Below are 14,902 nucleotides of genomic sequence, written 5' to 3'. Positions count from 1 at the left end.
CAGCCGGCCCCGCCGCCCCCGCCGACCGACGCGCGTTCCGGCCGTCACACCAGCGGCGGCAGCTCCACCCCGAGGGCCGGCTCCCGACCCTCCGTCAGCCAGTACAGGTACCCGCGCAGGTACGCCTCCAGCGCCCCGCCGTCCAGGTCCGCCAGGAACTGCCGGAGCTCCCACTCCTCGCTGATCCCCCGGGGCTCGGCGAGCTCGCCGAGCAGCCACTCCCGCACCTGCCCCCGGTCCCGCCACCAGGCCCGGACCAGCTCGGGCGTCCAGTGCTCGTCCCCGTCCCACGCGTAGCCGCCGGCGCCGTCCCCCTCCGGTGCCTCCAGGAAGTCCGACAACCGGGCCGGGGAGTCCGGCTGCCGGTAGACGAACTCGGTGTCCCCGTCGGTGAGCAGGATGTGCTCCGGGACCTGCGATCCCACACCGCAGAAGGTCTCACCGGTGTAGAACGGGCCGGGCACGTTGAAGGGGTGCCGCTGCTCCCAGCGCGCGCTCCCGACGCCGTTGGGGGCCAGCTCCCGCGCGGTCGGCATCGGGTCCCAGTACGCCACCCCCTCCCAGGGCCCGTGCTCGGGGAAGTCCGGACGCACCGTCCCCACCGGATCGGAACGGTGCAGCAGGTCGACCTCCAGCCACCGCCCGATGGCCTCGCAGGCCCGGTCCACCGCGTTGCTCACCCTCCGCCACATGGGCGACGAGCCTACGGACCGGGCAGTCGGCCCAGGTGGCGGGGGGTGGTGAGGGCGGCCATCGGGTCCGCGGGGAGGGCGAGGACCCGTTCGGGGGTGAACTCGAGGTCGGCGGGGTGGCGGCAGGACTCCACGGCGGTCCAGGGGACGGGTGTGGAGACCAGTGGGCGCTCGCCGGCCCGGAGGGAGTAGGGGGCGACGGTGGTCTTGGCGCTGGTGTTCTGGGACCAGTCGACGAGGATCCGGCCGCGGCGCAGCGACTTCTCCATCCGGTCCACCACCAGTCCGGGCGCGGCCGCGCGCAACTGTCCGGCCAGCCGCCGGGCGTAGTCGGTGGCGGCCCGTCCGGGCGCGGGGTGCAGCGGCACCAGCAGGTGCAGCCCCTTGGCCCCGGAGGTCTTCGGAAAGGCCGTCAGCCCGTCGGCGGCGAGCAGCCGTCGGGCGGCCAGGGCGACGGCGCAGCACTCCACCACCGTGGTCCCCGGCCCGGGGTCCAGGTCGATCACCAGCCGGTCGTGCTGCTCGGGCGCACCCCGCCACTGCGGGACGTGCAGCTCCAGCGCCCCGAGGTTGGCCGCCCAGACCAGCGTCGGCAGGTCGGCCACCACCACCTGGCGGAACGTCCCCTCCCGGTGCGCGACGTCCAGGGTGGTGAGCCAGTCCGGTGCCCCGCCGGGCACCCGCTTGGCCCAGAACCGCTGCCCGCCGACGCCCTCGGGGAAGCGCAGGAACGAGGCCGGCCGCCCGGCCAGGTGCGGCAGCAGCCTCGGTGCCACGGAGGCGTAGTAGTGCACCGCCTCGGCCTTGGTCCACCCGGCCTCCGGGTAGAGCACCTTCTCCAGGTGGGTCAACCGCAGCCGCCGCCCGCCGACTTCGGTGTGCACCACCTCGGGCTGCTCAGACATCGCCTGTCCAGTCGAGGAGTTGACGCTCCGTCCAGGTGGTGACGACCCGTTCGGCGGTGATCCCGGCGGCGGCCGCCCGGTCGCAGCCGTAGGGCTGCCAGGCCAGCTGGCCGGGGGCGTGCGCGTCGGTGTCGATCGAGAACAGGCAGCCCGCCTGCACCGCGAGCGCGATCAGCCGGGAGGGCGGATCGCGGCGCTCGGGGCGGCAGTTGATCTCGACGGCGGTGCGGCTCTCGGCGCAGGCGGCGAAGACCTTCGCGGCGTCGAACCGGGACTCCGGCCGCGGCTTGTCCCCGATCAGCCGCCCGGTGCAGTGGCCGAGGACGTCCAGCCGGGGGTTGCGGACGGCGGCCAGCAGGCGCCGGGTCATCGGCAGCGGGTCCATCCGCAGCTTGGAGTGAACCGAGCCGACCACCAGGTCGAGCCGGTCGAGGAGTTCGTCCTCCTGGTCCAGCGAGCCGTCGTCGAGGATGTCGCACTCGATGCCGGCGAGCAGCCGGAACGGCGCCAGCGTCCCGTTCAACTCCGCGACCACGTCGAGCTGGTGGCGCAGCCGATCGGCGCTGAGGCCGTGCGCGACGGTGAGCCGCGGCGAGTGGTCGGTGAGCACCGCCCACCGGTGGCCGAGCTCGATCGCGGCCCGGGCCATCCGCTCGATCGGCACGGTGCCGTCGGACCAGTCGGAGTGCAGGTGGCAGTCCCCGCGCAGCGCGGCGGCCAGCTCGGCTCCCGCGCCCTCCCCCGCCCGCGGCAGCGCCACCCGGCGCTCCAGCCCGTCCAGGTAGACCGGGGTCCGCCCGGCCACCGCCTCGGCGATCACCCGAGCGCTGGTGGTCCCGATGCCGGGCAGTTCGGTCCCCTTCGCGGCCAGTGCGGCCGGATCGGGGTCCCGGGCGAGGAACTCCCGGGCCGTCTCGGCGGCCTGCCGGAAGGCGCGCACCCGGTGGGCCTCGCCCTGCTCGACCTCCAGCAGGTAGGCGATCCGCTCCAGTGCCCGCACCGGATCCATGTGGCTGCTGGTGCCCCGTGGCACTGGCGGGGAAACTGGTTCTGCACCTTCTGCACCTTCTGCACCCACTTGCCCGGTTTCTCGGTGTGGGACGGGGGCAGTCGGTACCCAGGGGGGCCGAATGCCGAGGAGGCCGTCCATGCTGCACCCCGACACCCGCCCCGACGCGCACCACCCGCACGCCCAGCAGGAACCCCGCCCGCTCGGGGTCCCGGCCGCCGAACTGGAGACCGGCGTGCTGCTGCGCGAGCTCCAGCAGCTGCACCGCACCCGCCACGAGACCTTCCTCTACGGCTCCGAGGAGGCCCTCAGCCGGCACACCCTGCGCTCCGGCCAGCTGGAGGCCGAGTACGTCCGGCGCTTCCCGTACCGCCACGTGGCCCCCGGCCGCACCCGCAGCGGCGCCCGCGCCCGCGAGGCCGCCGAACGCATCGCCGACCACCCGGCCTGAGCCCGGACTGACCCCGGCCTGACCCCACCCCGGCTCCGGGCCGACCGGTACCGGCCCGGAACCCCGCTCCCGACCCGGCCACCGGCTCGGACGCCCCGCCCGAGGACCGGCCCGAACCCCCTGGAGGTGCGCGATGGCGATCGCGACCGTGAACCCGGCCACCGGCGAGACCCTGGAGACCTTCGAGCCGCTGGGCCGGGACGCGCTCGAACTGGCCCTGGGCCGGGCCGCCGAGGCCGCGGTGCTCCAGCGGGCCACCGGCTTCGAGGAGCGGGCCGACCTGCTGCGCCGGGCCGCCGCGCTGCTGGACGCCGAGCGCGACCGGATCGCGGTCACCGTCACCACCGAGATGGGCAAGCCGCTGGCCCAGGCCCGCGCCGAGGCGGCCAAGTGCGCCAAGGCGCTGCGCTGGTACGCCGACCACGGCGCGGCCCTGATCGCCGACGAGCGCCCCTCCGACGAGGACGTGGCGGACTCCGGCGCCGCCTTCGCGTACGTCCGCTACCGTCCGCTCGGGGCGGTGCTCGCGGTGATGCCGTGGAACTTCCCGCTCTGGCAGGTGGTCCGCTTCCTGGCCCCCGCCCTGATGGCCGGGAACGTGGCGCTGCTCAAGCACGCCTCCAACGTGCCGCGCACCGCCCTCACCCTGGCCGACCTGTTCCACCGGGCCGGGGCCGCCCCCGGAGTCTTCCAGACGCTGCTGATCGGCTCGGACCAGGTGGAGCGGGTGATCCACGACCCCCGGGTGGCGGCGGTGACGCTGACGGGCAGTGAGGGCGCCGGGCGGTCGGTCGGCGCGGCGGCCGGCGACGCGCTGAAGAAGAGCGTGCTGGAGCTGGGCGGCAGCGACCCGTTCCTGGTGCTGCCCAGCGCCGACCTGGAGGCGGCCGTGACCACGGCCGTGAAGGCCCGGATCCAGAACAACGGCCAGTCCTGCATCGCCGCCAAGCGGTTCATCGTGCACGAGCAGGTGTACCCGCGCTTCGCCTCCGCCTTCGCCCGGGCGATGCGCGCGCTGCGGGTGGGCGACCCGATGGACGCCGACACCGACCTCGGCCCGCTGGCGACCCGTCAGGGCCGGGACGACCTCTCCGCCCTGGTCGCCGACGCCCTGCGGCACGGGGCCACCGCCGAGACCGGCGGCGACCGGGCGGGCGTCCCCGAGCGGGGCTGGTACTACCCGCCGACGGTGCTCACCGGCGTCTCCCCCGAGATGCTGATCCACACCGCCGAGACCTTCGGCCCGGTCGCCACCCTCTACCGGGTGAACGACCTCGCGGAGGCCGTGGAGCTGGCCAACGCGACGCCGTACGGCCTGAGTTCGAACATCTGGACCGAGGATCCGGAGGAGCGCGAGTACTGCCTGCGCGAGCTGGTGGCCGGCGGGCTGTTCTTCAACGGGATGACCGCCTCGCACCCGGCACTGCCCTTCGGTGGGGTCAAGAACTCCGGCTACGGACGGGAGTTGGCGGGGCACGGCATCCGGGAGTTCTGCAACGTCACCACCGTCTGGCTGGGGCGCCCTTGACCAGGAGACGGCTACCCAGGAGACGGCTGTTCAGGAGACGGCCTTGAGGTGGCGCTTCACCGCCTTCCCGACCGCCTTCAGGAGCTCGTCCCGGTTCATCGAGGAGCGCCCCTTGATGCCCAACTCCGTTGCCCGTTCGTAGAGCTGTGCCTTCGTCAGTCCGGCGAGCCCCTCCTCGGCGGCCGCCGGCCCCACCGGGGCGGGCGCCCTGCCGACCGCCGCCATCGAGCGGTTGAGCACCTCCATCAGGTCCACCACGTTGGTGGCCACAACGGGCTCCGCGCTCCGGACCACCTCGCGGCCCTCCACCTTGGCCTCCACCAGCTCGCGCACCCGGTCCTCGTAGTCGTCCCGGTAGTCCTCGGGCCGCCACTCCATCGCGAGCATCCCGATCAGCTGCTCGGCCGCCGCCAACTCCCGTTCCTGGAGCGCGACACCGGCCTCGGGCAGGTTGTCCACCTCGCCGTGCGGGTCCCGCACCTCGTCGGCGAAGTGCATGGTGTGCAGGGTGAGGGTGTCGCCCTCGGCGTGCACCGCCGTCAGGTACTCGCGGCCGCGCATGGCGAACTTGGCGATCCCGGCCTTGCCGGTACGGCTCAGCGCCTCCCTCAGCAGGGCGTAGACCTTGGTGTACTCCTTGCCCTTGGGGCCCAGGTAGTAGGTCTTGTCGAAGAGGATCGGCTCGACCGCCTCCAGCTCCACGAAGCCGAGGATCTCGATGGTCCTCGACCGCCCGGGCGAGATCTCCTCCAGCTCCTGCGGCTCCACCACCACGTACTCGCCCTCGGAGAGCTCGAAGCCCTTGACCACGTCGACGTAGGACACCTCCTCGCCGGTGCGCTCGTTGACCCGCTGGTTGCGCACCCGGTCGGAGGTGCCGCGCTGGAGCTGGCGGAACCGGACGCTGTGGTCCTCGGTGGCCGAGTACAGCGCCACCGGCACGGTGACCAGCCCGAAGCTCAACGTCCCCGACCACATCGCCCTGGCCATCCGGGCCTCCTCAGCCGACGCCTCCGGCCCCCTGCCCTCCAGGTTCGCCCACCCGGGCGTGGGCGGCCAGCACCTCCAGGAAGGCGGCGGTGATCCGGTCCGGCTCCGGACGGGCGTACCCGGCCAGGGTCCGGCGGACCGGCGGGTCGGGGTGCAGCACACGGGCGGCGAAGCCGGGCGGCAGCAGGTTCCCGGGCACCAGGGCCGGGCCGAGGCCGGCCGCGGCGAGCAGCGGGGCGGCGGCGGTCTGCTCGGTCCGCACACCCGCCCGCGGACGGAAGCCGGCCGCCGCGCAGGCCGCGTCCAGCACTTCGACCAGGCCGTTGCCGGGCGCGTAGTGCACCCACTCCCGGTCGGCCAGCGAGGCCAGCGCGATCCGCCCGTCCGGTGCCTCGCCCGGCGCCCCGTCCAACGCCCCGCCCGGGTCGTCCTCGGCGAGCACCACCACGAACTCCTCCTGCCCCAACTCCCGTACCGGGCCCGCCCATCCGTCGGGCCGCGGCCCCACCGCGAGGTCCGCCCCGCCGTCCGCCATCGCGGCGGTGAGCGCCTCGGTGTGCGGGTACTCGCGCAGCCGCACCCGGACCTGCGGGTGGCGGGCCCGCCAGGCCCGGAGCACCGGCGGGAGCACGCCGAGCGCGACGGAGTACACCACCGCGAGCTGGAGCTCCCCGCCGTCCAGCCCGGCGGCGCGGCGCGCGGCGGCCCGGGCCCGTTCGGCCCCGGCCAGCGCGGCCCGGGCGTGCGGCTCCACCTCGCGGCCCATCGGGGTGAGCCGCACCGAGCGCGGCAGCCGCTCCAGCAGCGGCCCGCCGCACTCCCGCTCCAGCGCCCGCACCTGGTGCGAGAGGGCCGGCTGGGAGACGTGCAGCAGCTCGGCGGCCCGGGTGAAGGAGCCGGTCTCCACCACGGTGACCAGGTACTCGTACTGACGGAGCGTAGCCATGCACGGAGTGTATGGCTGGGCAAGGAAGCATGTCTTGGACAGGGGGTGAGGCGGCGGCGGAGGCTCGGGGAGAGGGATCAACCACCCCCTGAGGAGGAGAGCGATGAGCAAGGACACCCTGGACGGACGCCGCCTGGTCGTGGTCGGCGCGGGCTCGGGCATCGGCCGCGAGCTGGCCCGGACGGCCTCGGCGGCCGGGGCCGAACTGGTGCTGGCCGGGCCGGACGAGGCCCGGCTGGCCGCCACCGCCGCGGAGCTGCCCGGCCCGGCCCTGGTCCAGCCGGTCGACCTGGCCGACGAGGCCTCGATCGCCGCACTGGCCGAGCGGACCGGCCGCTTCGACCACCTGGTGTCGACCGCCGCCATGCCGGCCAACGGGCCGGTGAAGGACCTGCAACTGGCCGATGTGCAACGGGCGTTCGCGGCCAAGGTGTTCGGTCCGCTGCTGCTCGCCAAGCACCTGGCCGGGCAGGCCGGGCCGGGCGGCTCGTTCACCTTCTTCTCCGGCGTGGCCGCCTGGCGCCCCGCCCCGGAGCGGGTGGTGATGGCCACCACCAACGGCGCCCTGGCCTTCCTGGTCGAGGCCCTCGCGGTCGAGCTGGCCCCCGTCCGGGTCAACGCGGTCTCCCCCGGCATCGTCGACTCCGGCGCCTGGGACGGCCTGGCCGAGCGCAAGGACGCCTTCCTGGCCGGCGTCGCCGCGAAGAACCCGGCCCGCCGGGTCGGTGCCCCCGCCGACCTGGTCCGGGCGGTGCTGTACGCGATCGGGAACCCGTACGTCACCGGCACCGTCCTGCACGTCGACGGCGGCGGCCGCCTGGCCTGAGCCGCCCCCGCGGGGCCCGGCCCGGGCCGGGCCCCGGTGCCACCCTGGAGGGATGACACCGCTCCGCTTCTCGCCGATGCTGGCCACCCCCAGCGAGCGCCGGGAGTTCGGCCCGGGCTGGCTGCTGGAGCGCAAGCTCGACGGCATCCGGGCACTGGCCTACCGGGACGGCCCGACCGTCCGCCTGGAGTCCCGCACCGGAAAGCAACTGGCGCCCGGATTCCCGGAGTTGGCCGAGGCACTGGCCGCCCAGCCGGTGCGGCGCTTCGTCCTGGACGGCGAGATCGTCGCCCTGGACGAGCACGGCGCGACCAGCTTCGAACGGCTCCAGCGGCGCATGCAGCTGCACGATCCGCGCCGGGCCCTGGCCACCGGCGTGGCGGTCACCTACTTCCTCTTCGACCTGCTCCGGCTGGAGGAGTACGACACCACCCGCCTCCCGCTCGCCGAGCGCAAGCGGGTGCTCGCCCGGGCCCTGCGCTACGGCGGCCCACTGCGCTACACCGAGCACCGGGAGGCGGACGGCCCCGCACCGCTGGCCGAGGCCTGCGCACGGGGCTGGGAGGGCCTGATCGTCAAGCGCGCGGACGGCGCCTACCAGCAGCGCCGCTCCTCGGACTGGCTGAAGCTCAAGTGCACCGCAGCCCAGGAGCTGGTGGTCGGCGGCTTCACCGACCCGGCGGGCTCCCGGGCGGGCTTCGGCGCCCTGCTGCTCGGCACCCACCTGGCGGACGGACGGCTGCGGTACGCGGGCAAGGTCGGCACCGGCTTCTCCACCGCCGTGCTGCACGCACTGCGGGCCCGGCTGGACGCGCTGGCCCGGCCGGGCTCGCCGTTCGACGGCCCGGTGCCGGAGCGGGCGCCGCACTGGGTGGAGCCGGTACTGGTCGCCCAGTGCGCCTTCACCGGCTGGACCGAGGAGGGAAGGCTGCGGCATCCGCGCTTCCTCGGGCTGCGGGAGGACAAGGAGGCGCGGGAGGTCTTCCGTGAGTCCTTCCGCGAGGACCAAGGGACTTGACAGTTCATCAGGCAAGTTCGTGCTCGTTGTTCAAATTGGAAATGTCAGGTACGGTCACCCAAGTGGTTCAAATTCGAACCGCGCTTCCCCTTGTCCAGGCCGCCCGAGACCGGAGACCTGCTGCTCATGACGACCACCTCCCCCACGCCCCCCGGCACCGCCACCCTGCCCGCCTACGACCTCGGCCTGCTGGTGCTGCGCCTCGGCCTCGGCCTGACCATGGCCGGGCACGGCCTGCAGAAGCTGTTCGGCTGGTTCGGCGGCAGCGGCCTCGACGCCACCTCCCAGTTCTTCGCCTCCGTCGGCTACCCCGCACCCGACGCGATGGCCGTGGTGGCCGCACTCACCGAGACCCTCGGCGGCCTCGGCATCGCCGTCGGCCTGCTCACCCCGCTGGCCGGCGCCGCCGTGGTCGGCACCATGCTCAACGCGCTGGCCGTCACCTGGACGGGCTCCTTCTTCTCCCCCGACGGCCCCGAGTACGTGATCATGCTGCTCGCCGCCTTCACCGCCCTCACCCTGACCGGCCCCGGCCGCTACTCGGCGGACTCCTTCGTGCCCGTCCTGAACCGCCACCGGCTGGTGTACGGCCTCGCCGCACTGGCCCTGGCCGTGATCACGGCCGGCGTCGTCCTGCTGGTCCGTGACTGACCGCGCGACACTGGAACCATGAGCCGTGACATCTTCCACCCGCCGGTGGTGGTGCGGGCCCCCACCAAGGGGGCCCGCCCCTACCGGCGGGTGGAGATCTACGGGCGCCTGGTGGGCAAGGCCACCGGCGAGGCCGACGTGGCGGAGTACCTCCGCCAGGCCGGGGTCGAGGACCCGGACCTGGACGACCCCGAGCTGGTCGAGTGGCTCGGCGGCGGACGCGCGGTGTGGGCCCCCGCGGAGTAGCGCTGCGGTTGTGGGACGGCGCGGTCGGTGTTCGAGTGGGTATCGGCCGTCGCGGGCCGACCGCCGGCCGAGAGGTACGCGCGTACCGCTAGGAGGCCCTACCCCATGTCCGAAGCACACGTCCCGTACACCACCAACAACGCCGGTGTCCCGGTCGAGAGCGACTCGGATTCGCTGACCGCCGGGCCGGTGGGCCCGATCCTGCTGCACGACCACTACCTGATCGAGAAGATGGCCCAGTTCAACCGGGAACGGGTGCCCGAGCGGGTGGTGCACGCCAAGGGCGGCGGGGCCTACGGAGTCTTCGAAGTCACCAACGACGTCAGCCGGTTCACCAAGGCCGACCTGTTCCAGCCGGGCAAGCGGTGCGACCTGCTGGTCCGCTTCTCCACCGTGGCCGGCGAGCTCGGCACCCCGGACACCTGGCGCGACCCGCGCGGCTTCGCGGTGAAGTTCTACACGGAGCAGGGCAACTACGACCTGGTCGGCAACAACACCCCGGTCTTCTTCGTCCGGGACCCGATCAAGTTCCAGGACTTCATCCGCTCGCAGAAGCGCCGCCCCGACAACCACCTGCGCGACAACGACATGCAGTGGGACTTCTGGACGCTCAACCCCGAGAGCGCCCACCAGGTCACCTGGCTGATGGGCGACCGCGGCATCCCGAAGAGCTGGCGCCACATGAACGGCTACGGCTCGCACACCTACCAGTGGGTCAACGCGGACGGCGAGCGCTTCTGGGTGAAGTACCACTTCAAGACCGACCAGGGCATCGAGTTCCTCACCCAGGAGGACGCCGACCGGCTGGCCGGCCAGGACCCGGACGCCCACCTCCGCGACCTCTTCGACAGCATCGCGGGCGGCAACGCCCCGAGCTGGACGCTGCACGTCCAGGTGATGCCCTTCGAGGACGCCTGGAGCTACCGGTTCAACCCCTTCGACCTCACCAAGGTCTGGCCGCACGGCGACTACCCGCTGATCGAGGTCGGCCGGATGACGCTCAACCGGAACCCCGACGACTACCACGTGCACATCGAGCAGGCCGCCTTCGAGCCCTCCAACCTGGTGCCCGGCATCGGCGTCTCGCCGGACAAGATGCTGCTCGGCCGGATCTTCTCCTACCCCGACACCCACCGGTACCGGATCGGCCCCAACTACGCCCAGCTGCCGCCCAACCGGCCGCACGTCCCGGTGCACTCCTACGCCAAGGACGGGCCGATGCGCTTCGACGCCTCCCGGGCCGCCCGCCCCTACGCCCCGAACTCCTACGGCGGCCCCGCCGCCCAGCCCGAGCTCTGGGGCTCCCCGCTCGGCTGGGACGTGGCCGGCAAGATGGTCCGCGAGGCCTACCCCCTGCACCGCGAGGACGACGACTGGGGCCAGGCCGGCACGATGGTCCGCCACGTCCTGGACGACGCCGCCCGCGACCGCCTGGTCTCCAACGTCAGCGGCCACCTCCTGAACGGCGTCTCCGCCCCCGTCCTGGCCCGCGCCCTCGACTACTGGCGCAGCATCGACAAGGACCTCGGCGACCGCATCGCCACCAAGGTCAACGGCGGATAGCCGCCGCACCCCCGCACACGGCCGCCCCGGGAAGGTCCCCGGGGCGGCCGTCGCACTGCCCGCCGCGTGACGGGGGTCACACCGCGCGGTGTCACAGGAGGCGTGCCCCTCTCGTCCCAGGGGTGACCGGCGATCGGCGCCGGCAGTCCCCGGAGGAGCACCTCATGAACGTCGCCCTGTGGATCGTCGCCGGCTTCCTCGCGGTCGCCTACCTCGCGGGCGGCGGCCTCAAGCTGGTCCTGTCGAAGGCGCGGATCGCGGCCTTCGGGCCCGCCTCGCAGTGGGTCGGCGACTTCAGCGCGGGCGGGGTGAAGGCGATCGGGGCGCTGGAGGTACTGGCCGGGCTGGGGTTGGTGCTGCCGGCCGCCGTGGGCGTCGCGCCCGTCCTGGCGCCGCTGGCCGCACTCGGGCTGGTGCTGCTGATGGCCGGGGCGGCCGTGGTCCGGTTCCGGCGCGGCGAGATGAAGCTGGTGGCCGTGGACCTCGGCTACCTCCTGCTGGCCGCCTTCGTGGCCTGGGGGCGCTTCGGCCCCGAGGCCTTCACCGTCTGACGGCCCGCACCCCCGTGCGGGACGTTGACAGGGGCAGGACTCGGGGCAATGCTAAGCAAGCGCTTAGTCACCCACCCGTGAGGACTGCCCCATGAGCGATGACTTCCCCGATCCGCCCGGCCTGGACCTCGCCCGGCTGCGGGCCCACCTCGACGCGGAGCGCCCCGGACTGGTGCACGGCCCGCTGCGGGCGGAGCTGATCGAGGGCGGGCGGTCGAACCTCACCTACCGGGTGGGGGACGGCGGTTCGACCTGGGTGCTGCGGCGGCCGCCGCTCGGGCACGTGCTGGCGACGGCCCACGACATGGGCCGGGAGTACCGGGTGATGACGGCGCTGGCGTCGACCGCCGTACCGGTGCCGCGGACGCTGCTGCTGGTCGAGGACCCGGAGGTGCTCGGGGCGCCCTGGTACCTGATGGAGCACGTGGCCGGGACGCCGCACCGGGACGCCGCCGCGCTGGCGGCCCTGGGCGAGGAGCGGGTGCACGCGCTCGGGCTGCACCTGGCCGACACCCTGACGGCGCTGCACGCCGTCGACCCGGCGGCCGTCGGGCTGGCGGACTTCGGGCGGCCGGAGGGCTTCCTGGAGCGTCAGCTCCGGCGCTGGGAGCGGCAGTTGGAGGCGTCCCCCAGCCGTGAGGTGCCGGGCATCGCCGAGCTGCGGAGCGGTCTGACGGACACCCTGCCCGCCTCCCCCGCGCCGGCCCTGGTCCACGGCGACTACCGGCTCGACAACGTGCTGGTCGGCCCGGACGACCGGATCACCGCCGTGCTGGACTGGGAGATGTCCACCCTCGGCGACCCGCTCACCGACCTCGGCCTGCTGGTGATGTACACCGAGCTGGCCCGCCAGTACGACGGCATCCTGCCGGGCGCCGCACTGGCCCCGGGCTTCCCCTCGGCCGCCGAGCTGGTCGGCCGCTACGCCGGGGGCTCGGGCCGGGACATCTCGGCGCTCGGCTGGTACGTCGGCTTCGCCTCGTTCAAGCTGGCCGTCGTGCTGGAGGGCATCCACTTCCGCCACAGCCAGGGCCGCACCGTGGGCTCCGGCTTCGACCGGGTGGGTGAACTGGTGCCGCTGTTCGTGCAGTTCGGCCTGACCGCACTCAAGGAGCGCTGACCGTGGACTTCGCCTACGACGACCGGACCGAGCGGCTGCGCGAGCGGCTGACCGCCTTCCTGGACGAGGCGGTGTACCCGGCGGAGCCGGTGCTGGCCGCCCAACTCGCCGACCCGGCACGGCCCGAGTGGACGATCCCGCCGGTGATCCGCGAGCTCCAGGCCGAGGCCCGGGCCCGCGGCCTGTGGAACCTCTTCCTTCCCGGGGAGCACGGCGCCGGGCTGACCAACCTCCAGTACGCGCCGCTGGCCGAGTTGACGGGCCGTTCGATCCTGCTGGCCCCCGCCGCGCTCAACTGCGCCGCGCCGGACACCGGGAACATGGAGCTGCTCGCCCAGTTCGGCGACGAGGCCCAGCGCAAGCAGTGGCTGGAGCCGCTGCTGAACGCGGAGATCCGCTCGGCCTTCGCGATGACCGAGCCGGAGGTGGCCTCCTCGGACGCCACCAACATCACCACGAGCATCGAGCGCCGCGGCGACGAGTACGTGGTCAACGGCCGCAAGTGGTACATCACCGGGGCGATGAACCCGGACTGCAAGGTCTTCATCGTGATGGGCAAGACCGATCCGGCGGCCGATCCGCACCGCCAGCAGAGCATGATCCTGGTGCCCCGGGACACTCCCGGGGTGACGGTCCGCCGGGGCATGACGGTCTTCGGCTACAAGGACGAGGACCACGGCGGGCACGCCGAGATCCTGTTCGAGGACGTCCGCGTCCCGGCCGCCAACCTGATCGGCGAGGAGGGCGCGGGCTTCGCCATCGCCCAGGCCCGGCTGGGCCCCGGCCGGATCCACCACTGCATGCGGGCGATCGGGATCGCCGAGCGGGCGCTGGAGTTGATGTGCCGCCGGGTGACCGAACGGGTCGCCTTCGGCAAGCCGCTGGCCGCCCAGGGGGTGGTGCAGGAGTGGATCGCCGAGTCGCGGGTACGGATCGAGCAGGCCAGGCTGCTGGTGCTCAAGACGGCCTGGCTGATGGACACCGTCGGGAACCGGGGCGCGCACACCGAGATCCAGGCCATCAAGATCGCCGTCCCGGCCATGACGGAGTGGGTGCTCGACAAGGCCGTCCAGGCGCACGGCGCGGCCGGGGTGAGCCAGGACACCCCGCTGGCCCAACTCTGGGCGGGGAACCGGACCTTGCGGCTGGCCGACGGTCCGGACGAGGTGCACCGGCGGTCGCTGGCCCGCCGGGAGCTGCGGCGCCACCAGGAGGGCTGACCATGGAGCCGACCACACGACTGCGGGCACGGACCAGGGAGTTCCTGTCCGGCCACGACCCGGCCACCACCGACCGGCTCGACTTCCTGCGGGCCCGGTTCGACGCCGGCCTCGCCTGGGTGCACTTCCCGCCCGGCCTCGGTGGGCTGGGCGCGGCACGCTCCGAACAGGCCGCCGTGGACGAGGAGTTGGCGGCGGCCGGCGCCCCCGACAACGACCCCCGCCGGATCGGGATCGGCCTCGGGATGGCCGCCCCGACCATCCTGCGGCACGGCACCGAGGAGCAGCGGCAGCGCTTCCTGCGTCCGCTCTGGACCGGCGAGGAGGTCTGGTGCCAGCTGTTCAGCGAGCCCGGCGCCGGCTCCGACCTGGCCGCGCTCGCCACCCGGGCGGTCCGCGACGGCGACCACTGGGTGGTGGACGGCCAGAAGGTGTGGACCTCGATCGCGCACGCCGCGCGCTGGGCCATCCTGCTCGCCCGCACCGATCCGGACCTGCCCAAGCATCAGGGGATCAGCTACTTCGTCTGCGACATGACCGACCCCGGGGTGGAGGTCCGGCCGCTGCGCCAGATCACCGGGGAGGCCGAGTTCAACGAGGTCTTCCTGACCGGCGTGCGGATCCCCGACGCGCACCGGATCGGCGCCGTCGGCGAGGGCTGGCGGATCGCCCAGACCACCCTCAACAACGAGCGGGTGGCGATCGGCGGCCAGGCCACCCCGCGCGAGGGCGGGATGATCGGCGTGCTGGCCGACGTCTGGCGCGAGCGGCCCGAACTGCGCACCCACGAACTGCACCAGCGGCTACTGAAGGGCTGGGTGGACGCCGAGGTGCTGCGGCTGACCGGCGAGCGGCTGCGCCAGCAACTGGCGGTCGGGCAGCCCGGGCCGGAGGGGGCGGCGATGAAGCTGGCCTTCGCCCGGCTGGCCCAGGAACTCAGCGGTCTGGAGCTGGAGTTGCTCGGTGAGGACGGGCTCGTCTACCAGGACTGGGCGATGACCCGCCCGGAAGTGGTCGACTTCACCGGGCGCGACGCCGGGTACCGCTACCTGCGCGCCAAGGGGAACTCGATCGAGGGCGGCTCCTCCGAGATCCTGCGCAACGTGATCGCCGAGCGGGTGCTCGGCCTGCCCGCCGAGCCGCGCACCGACAAGGACCTGCCGTGGAAGGAGCTGCGCCGGTGAGC

At 73.8% G+C, this 14,902-nt stretch carries 16 protein-coding genes; 11 read left to right on the top strand and 5 right to left on the bottom strand.

Annotation, left to right across the window (positions count from 1 at the left end):
* Positions 1-44 precede the first annotated feature (44 nt).
* Genes ACIA8O_RS19705 through ACIA8O_RS19695 form a run of 3 tightly spaced genes read right to left on the bottom strand, consistent with a single transcriptional unit; the run spans position 45 to position 2,606 of the window.
* Positions 45-692, bottom strand: a complete 648-nt coding sequence (locus ACIA8O_RS19705; RefSeq protein WP_396295178.1) for a ferredoxin — start codon at positions 690-692, stop codon at positions 45-47.
* Positions 693-703: 11 nt separating this feature from the next.
* A complete protein-coding gene (gene ligD / locus ACIA8O_RS19700) occupies positions 704-1,597 on the bottom strand; it encodes a non-homologous end-joining DNA ligase (RefSeq protein ID WP_396295177.1) in 894 nt (297 codons plus the stop codon).
* A complete protein-coding gene (locus ACIA8O_RS19695) occupies positions 1,590-2,606 on the bottom strand; it encodes a PHP domain-containing protein (RefSeq protein ID WP_396295176.1) in 1,017 nt (338 codons plus the stop codon). Before ACIA8O_RS19695 ends, ligD (ACIA8O_RS19700) begins: the two co-directional genes overlap by 8 nt.
* Before the next feature lie 139 nt (positions 2,607-2,745).
* On the opposite strand from ACIA8O_RS19695, the gene ACIA8O_RS19690 reads away from it, so the two are divergent.
* The gene (locus ACIA8O_RS19690) at positions 2,746-3,057 is read left to right on the top strand and encodes a DUF6158 family protein (protein ID WP_396295175.1); all 312 of its coding nucleotides are present in this window, start codon (positions 2,746-2,748) and stop codon (positions 3,055-3,057) included.
* 133 nt (positions 3,058-3,190) lie between these two features.
* Complete coding sequence (locus tag ACIA8O_RS19685) at positions 3,191-4,585, top strand: aldehyde dehydrogenase family protein (RefSeq protein ID WP_396295174.1); 1,395 nt, start codon at positions 3,191-3,193, stop codon at positions 4,583-4,585.
* 30 nt (positions 4,586-4,615) lie between these two features.
* Here ACIA8O_RS19685 and ACIA8O_RS19680 read toward each other — a convergent pair whose 3' ends face one another.
* Entirely contained in the window at positions 4,616-5,575 is a 960-nt protein-coding gene (locus ACIA8O_RS19680) for a Ku protein (RefSeq protein WP_396295173.1), read from the bottom strand.
* A 10-nt stretch (positions 5,576-5,585) separates the two neighbouring features.
* Complete coding sequence (locus tag ACIA8O_RS19675; RefSeq protein ID WP_396295172.1) at positions 5,586-6,521, bottom strand: LysR substrate-binding domain-containing protein; 936 nt, start codon at positions 6,519-6,521, stop codon at positions 5,586-5,588.
* A gap of 103 nt (positions 6,522-6,624) precedes the next feature.
* Here ACIA8O_RS19675 and ACIA8O_RS19670 point away from each other — a divergent pair, with 103 nt between their 5' ends.
* From ACIA8O_RS19670 to ACIA8O_RS19630, 9 genes are all read left to right on the top strand, one after another.
* Positions 6,625-7,347 (top strand): SDR family oxidoreductase, encoded by a 723-nt coding sequence (locus tag ACIA8O_RS19670; protein WP_396295171.1) that lies wholly within the window; start codon positions 6,625-6,627, stop codon positions 7,345-7,347.
* Positions 7,348-7,399: 52 nt separating this feature from the next.
* Positions 7,400-8,365, top strand: a complete 966-nt coding sequence (gene ligD, locus ACIA8O_RS19665; protein ID WP_396295170.1) for a non-homologous end-joining DNA ligase — start codon at positions 7,400-7,402, stop codon at positions 8,363-8,365.
* Positions 8,366-8,491: 126 nt separating this feature from the next.
* A complete protein-coding gene (locus ACIA8O_RS19660; protein WP_396295169.1) occupies positions 8,492-9,016 on the top strand; it encodes a DoxX family protein in 525 nt (174 codons plus the stop codon).
* A gap of 18 nt (positions 9,017-9,034) precedes the next feature.
* Positions 9,035-9,262, top strand: coding sequence for a hypothetical protein (locus ACIA8O_RS19655; protein WP_396295168.1), 228 nt, complete (start codon positions 9,035-9,037; stop codon positions 9,260-9,262).
* Positions 9,263-9,367: 105 nt separating this feature from the next.
* Positions 9,368-10,825 (top strand): catalase, encoded by a 1,458-nt coding sequence (locus tag ACIA8O_RS19650; protein ID WP_396295167.1) that lies wholly within the window; start codon positions 9,368-9,370, stop codon positions 10,823-10,825.
* A gap of 164 nt (positions 10,826-10,989) precedes the next feature.
* Positions 10,990-11,376 carry a DoxX family protein gene (locus ACIA8O_RS19645; protein ID WP_396295166.1) on the top strand — a complete coding sequence of 129 codons (387 nt, stop codon included), beginning with the start codon at positions 10,990-10,992 and terminating at the stop codon, positions 11,374-11,376.
* Positions 11,377-11,467: 91 nt separating this feature from the next.
* The gene (locus tag ACIA8O_RS19640) at positions 11,468-12,496 is read left to right on the top strand and encodes a phosphotransferase family protein (RefSeq protein WP_396295165.1); all 1,029 of its coding nucleotides are present in this window, start codon (positions 11,468-11,470) and stop codon (positions 12,494-12,496) included.
* A gap of 2 nt (positions 12,497-12,498) precedes the next feature.
* The gene (locus ACIA8O_RS19635) at positions 12,499-13,716 is read left to right on the top strand and encodes an acyl-CoA dehydrogenase family protein (RefSeq protein WP_396295164.1); all 1,218 of its coding nucleotides are present in this window, start codon (positions 12,499-12,501) and stop codon (positions 13,714-13,716) included.
* 2 nt (positions 13,717-13,718) lie between these two features.
* Positions 13,719-14,900, top strand: a complete 1,182-nt coding sequence (locus ACIA8O_RS19630; RefSeq protein WP_396295163.1) for an acyl-CoA dehydrogenase family protein — start codon at positions 13,719-13,721, stop codon at positions 14,898-14,900.
* The last annotated feature ends 2 nt before the right edge of the window (positions 14,901-14,902 follow it).

The sequence above is a fragment of the Kitasatospora sp. NPDC051853 genome, from assembly GCF_044452665.1.
In the GTDB taxonomy this organism is placed as follows: domain Bacteria; phylum Actinomycetota; class Actinomycetes; order Streptomycetales; family Streptomycetaceae; genus Kitasatospora.
This window is presented reverse-complemented; position numbering and strand designations above follow the sequence as displayed.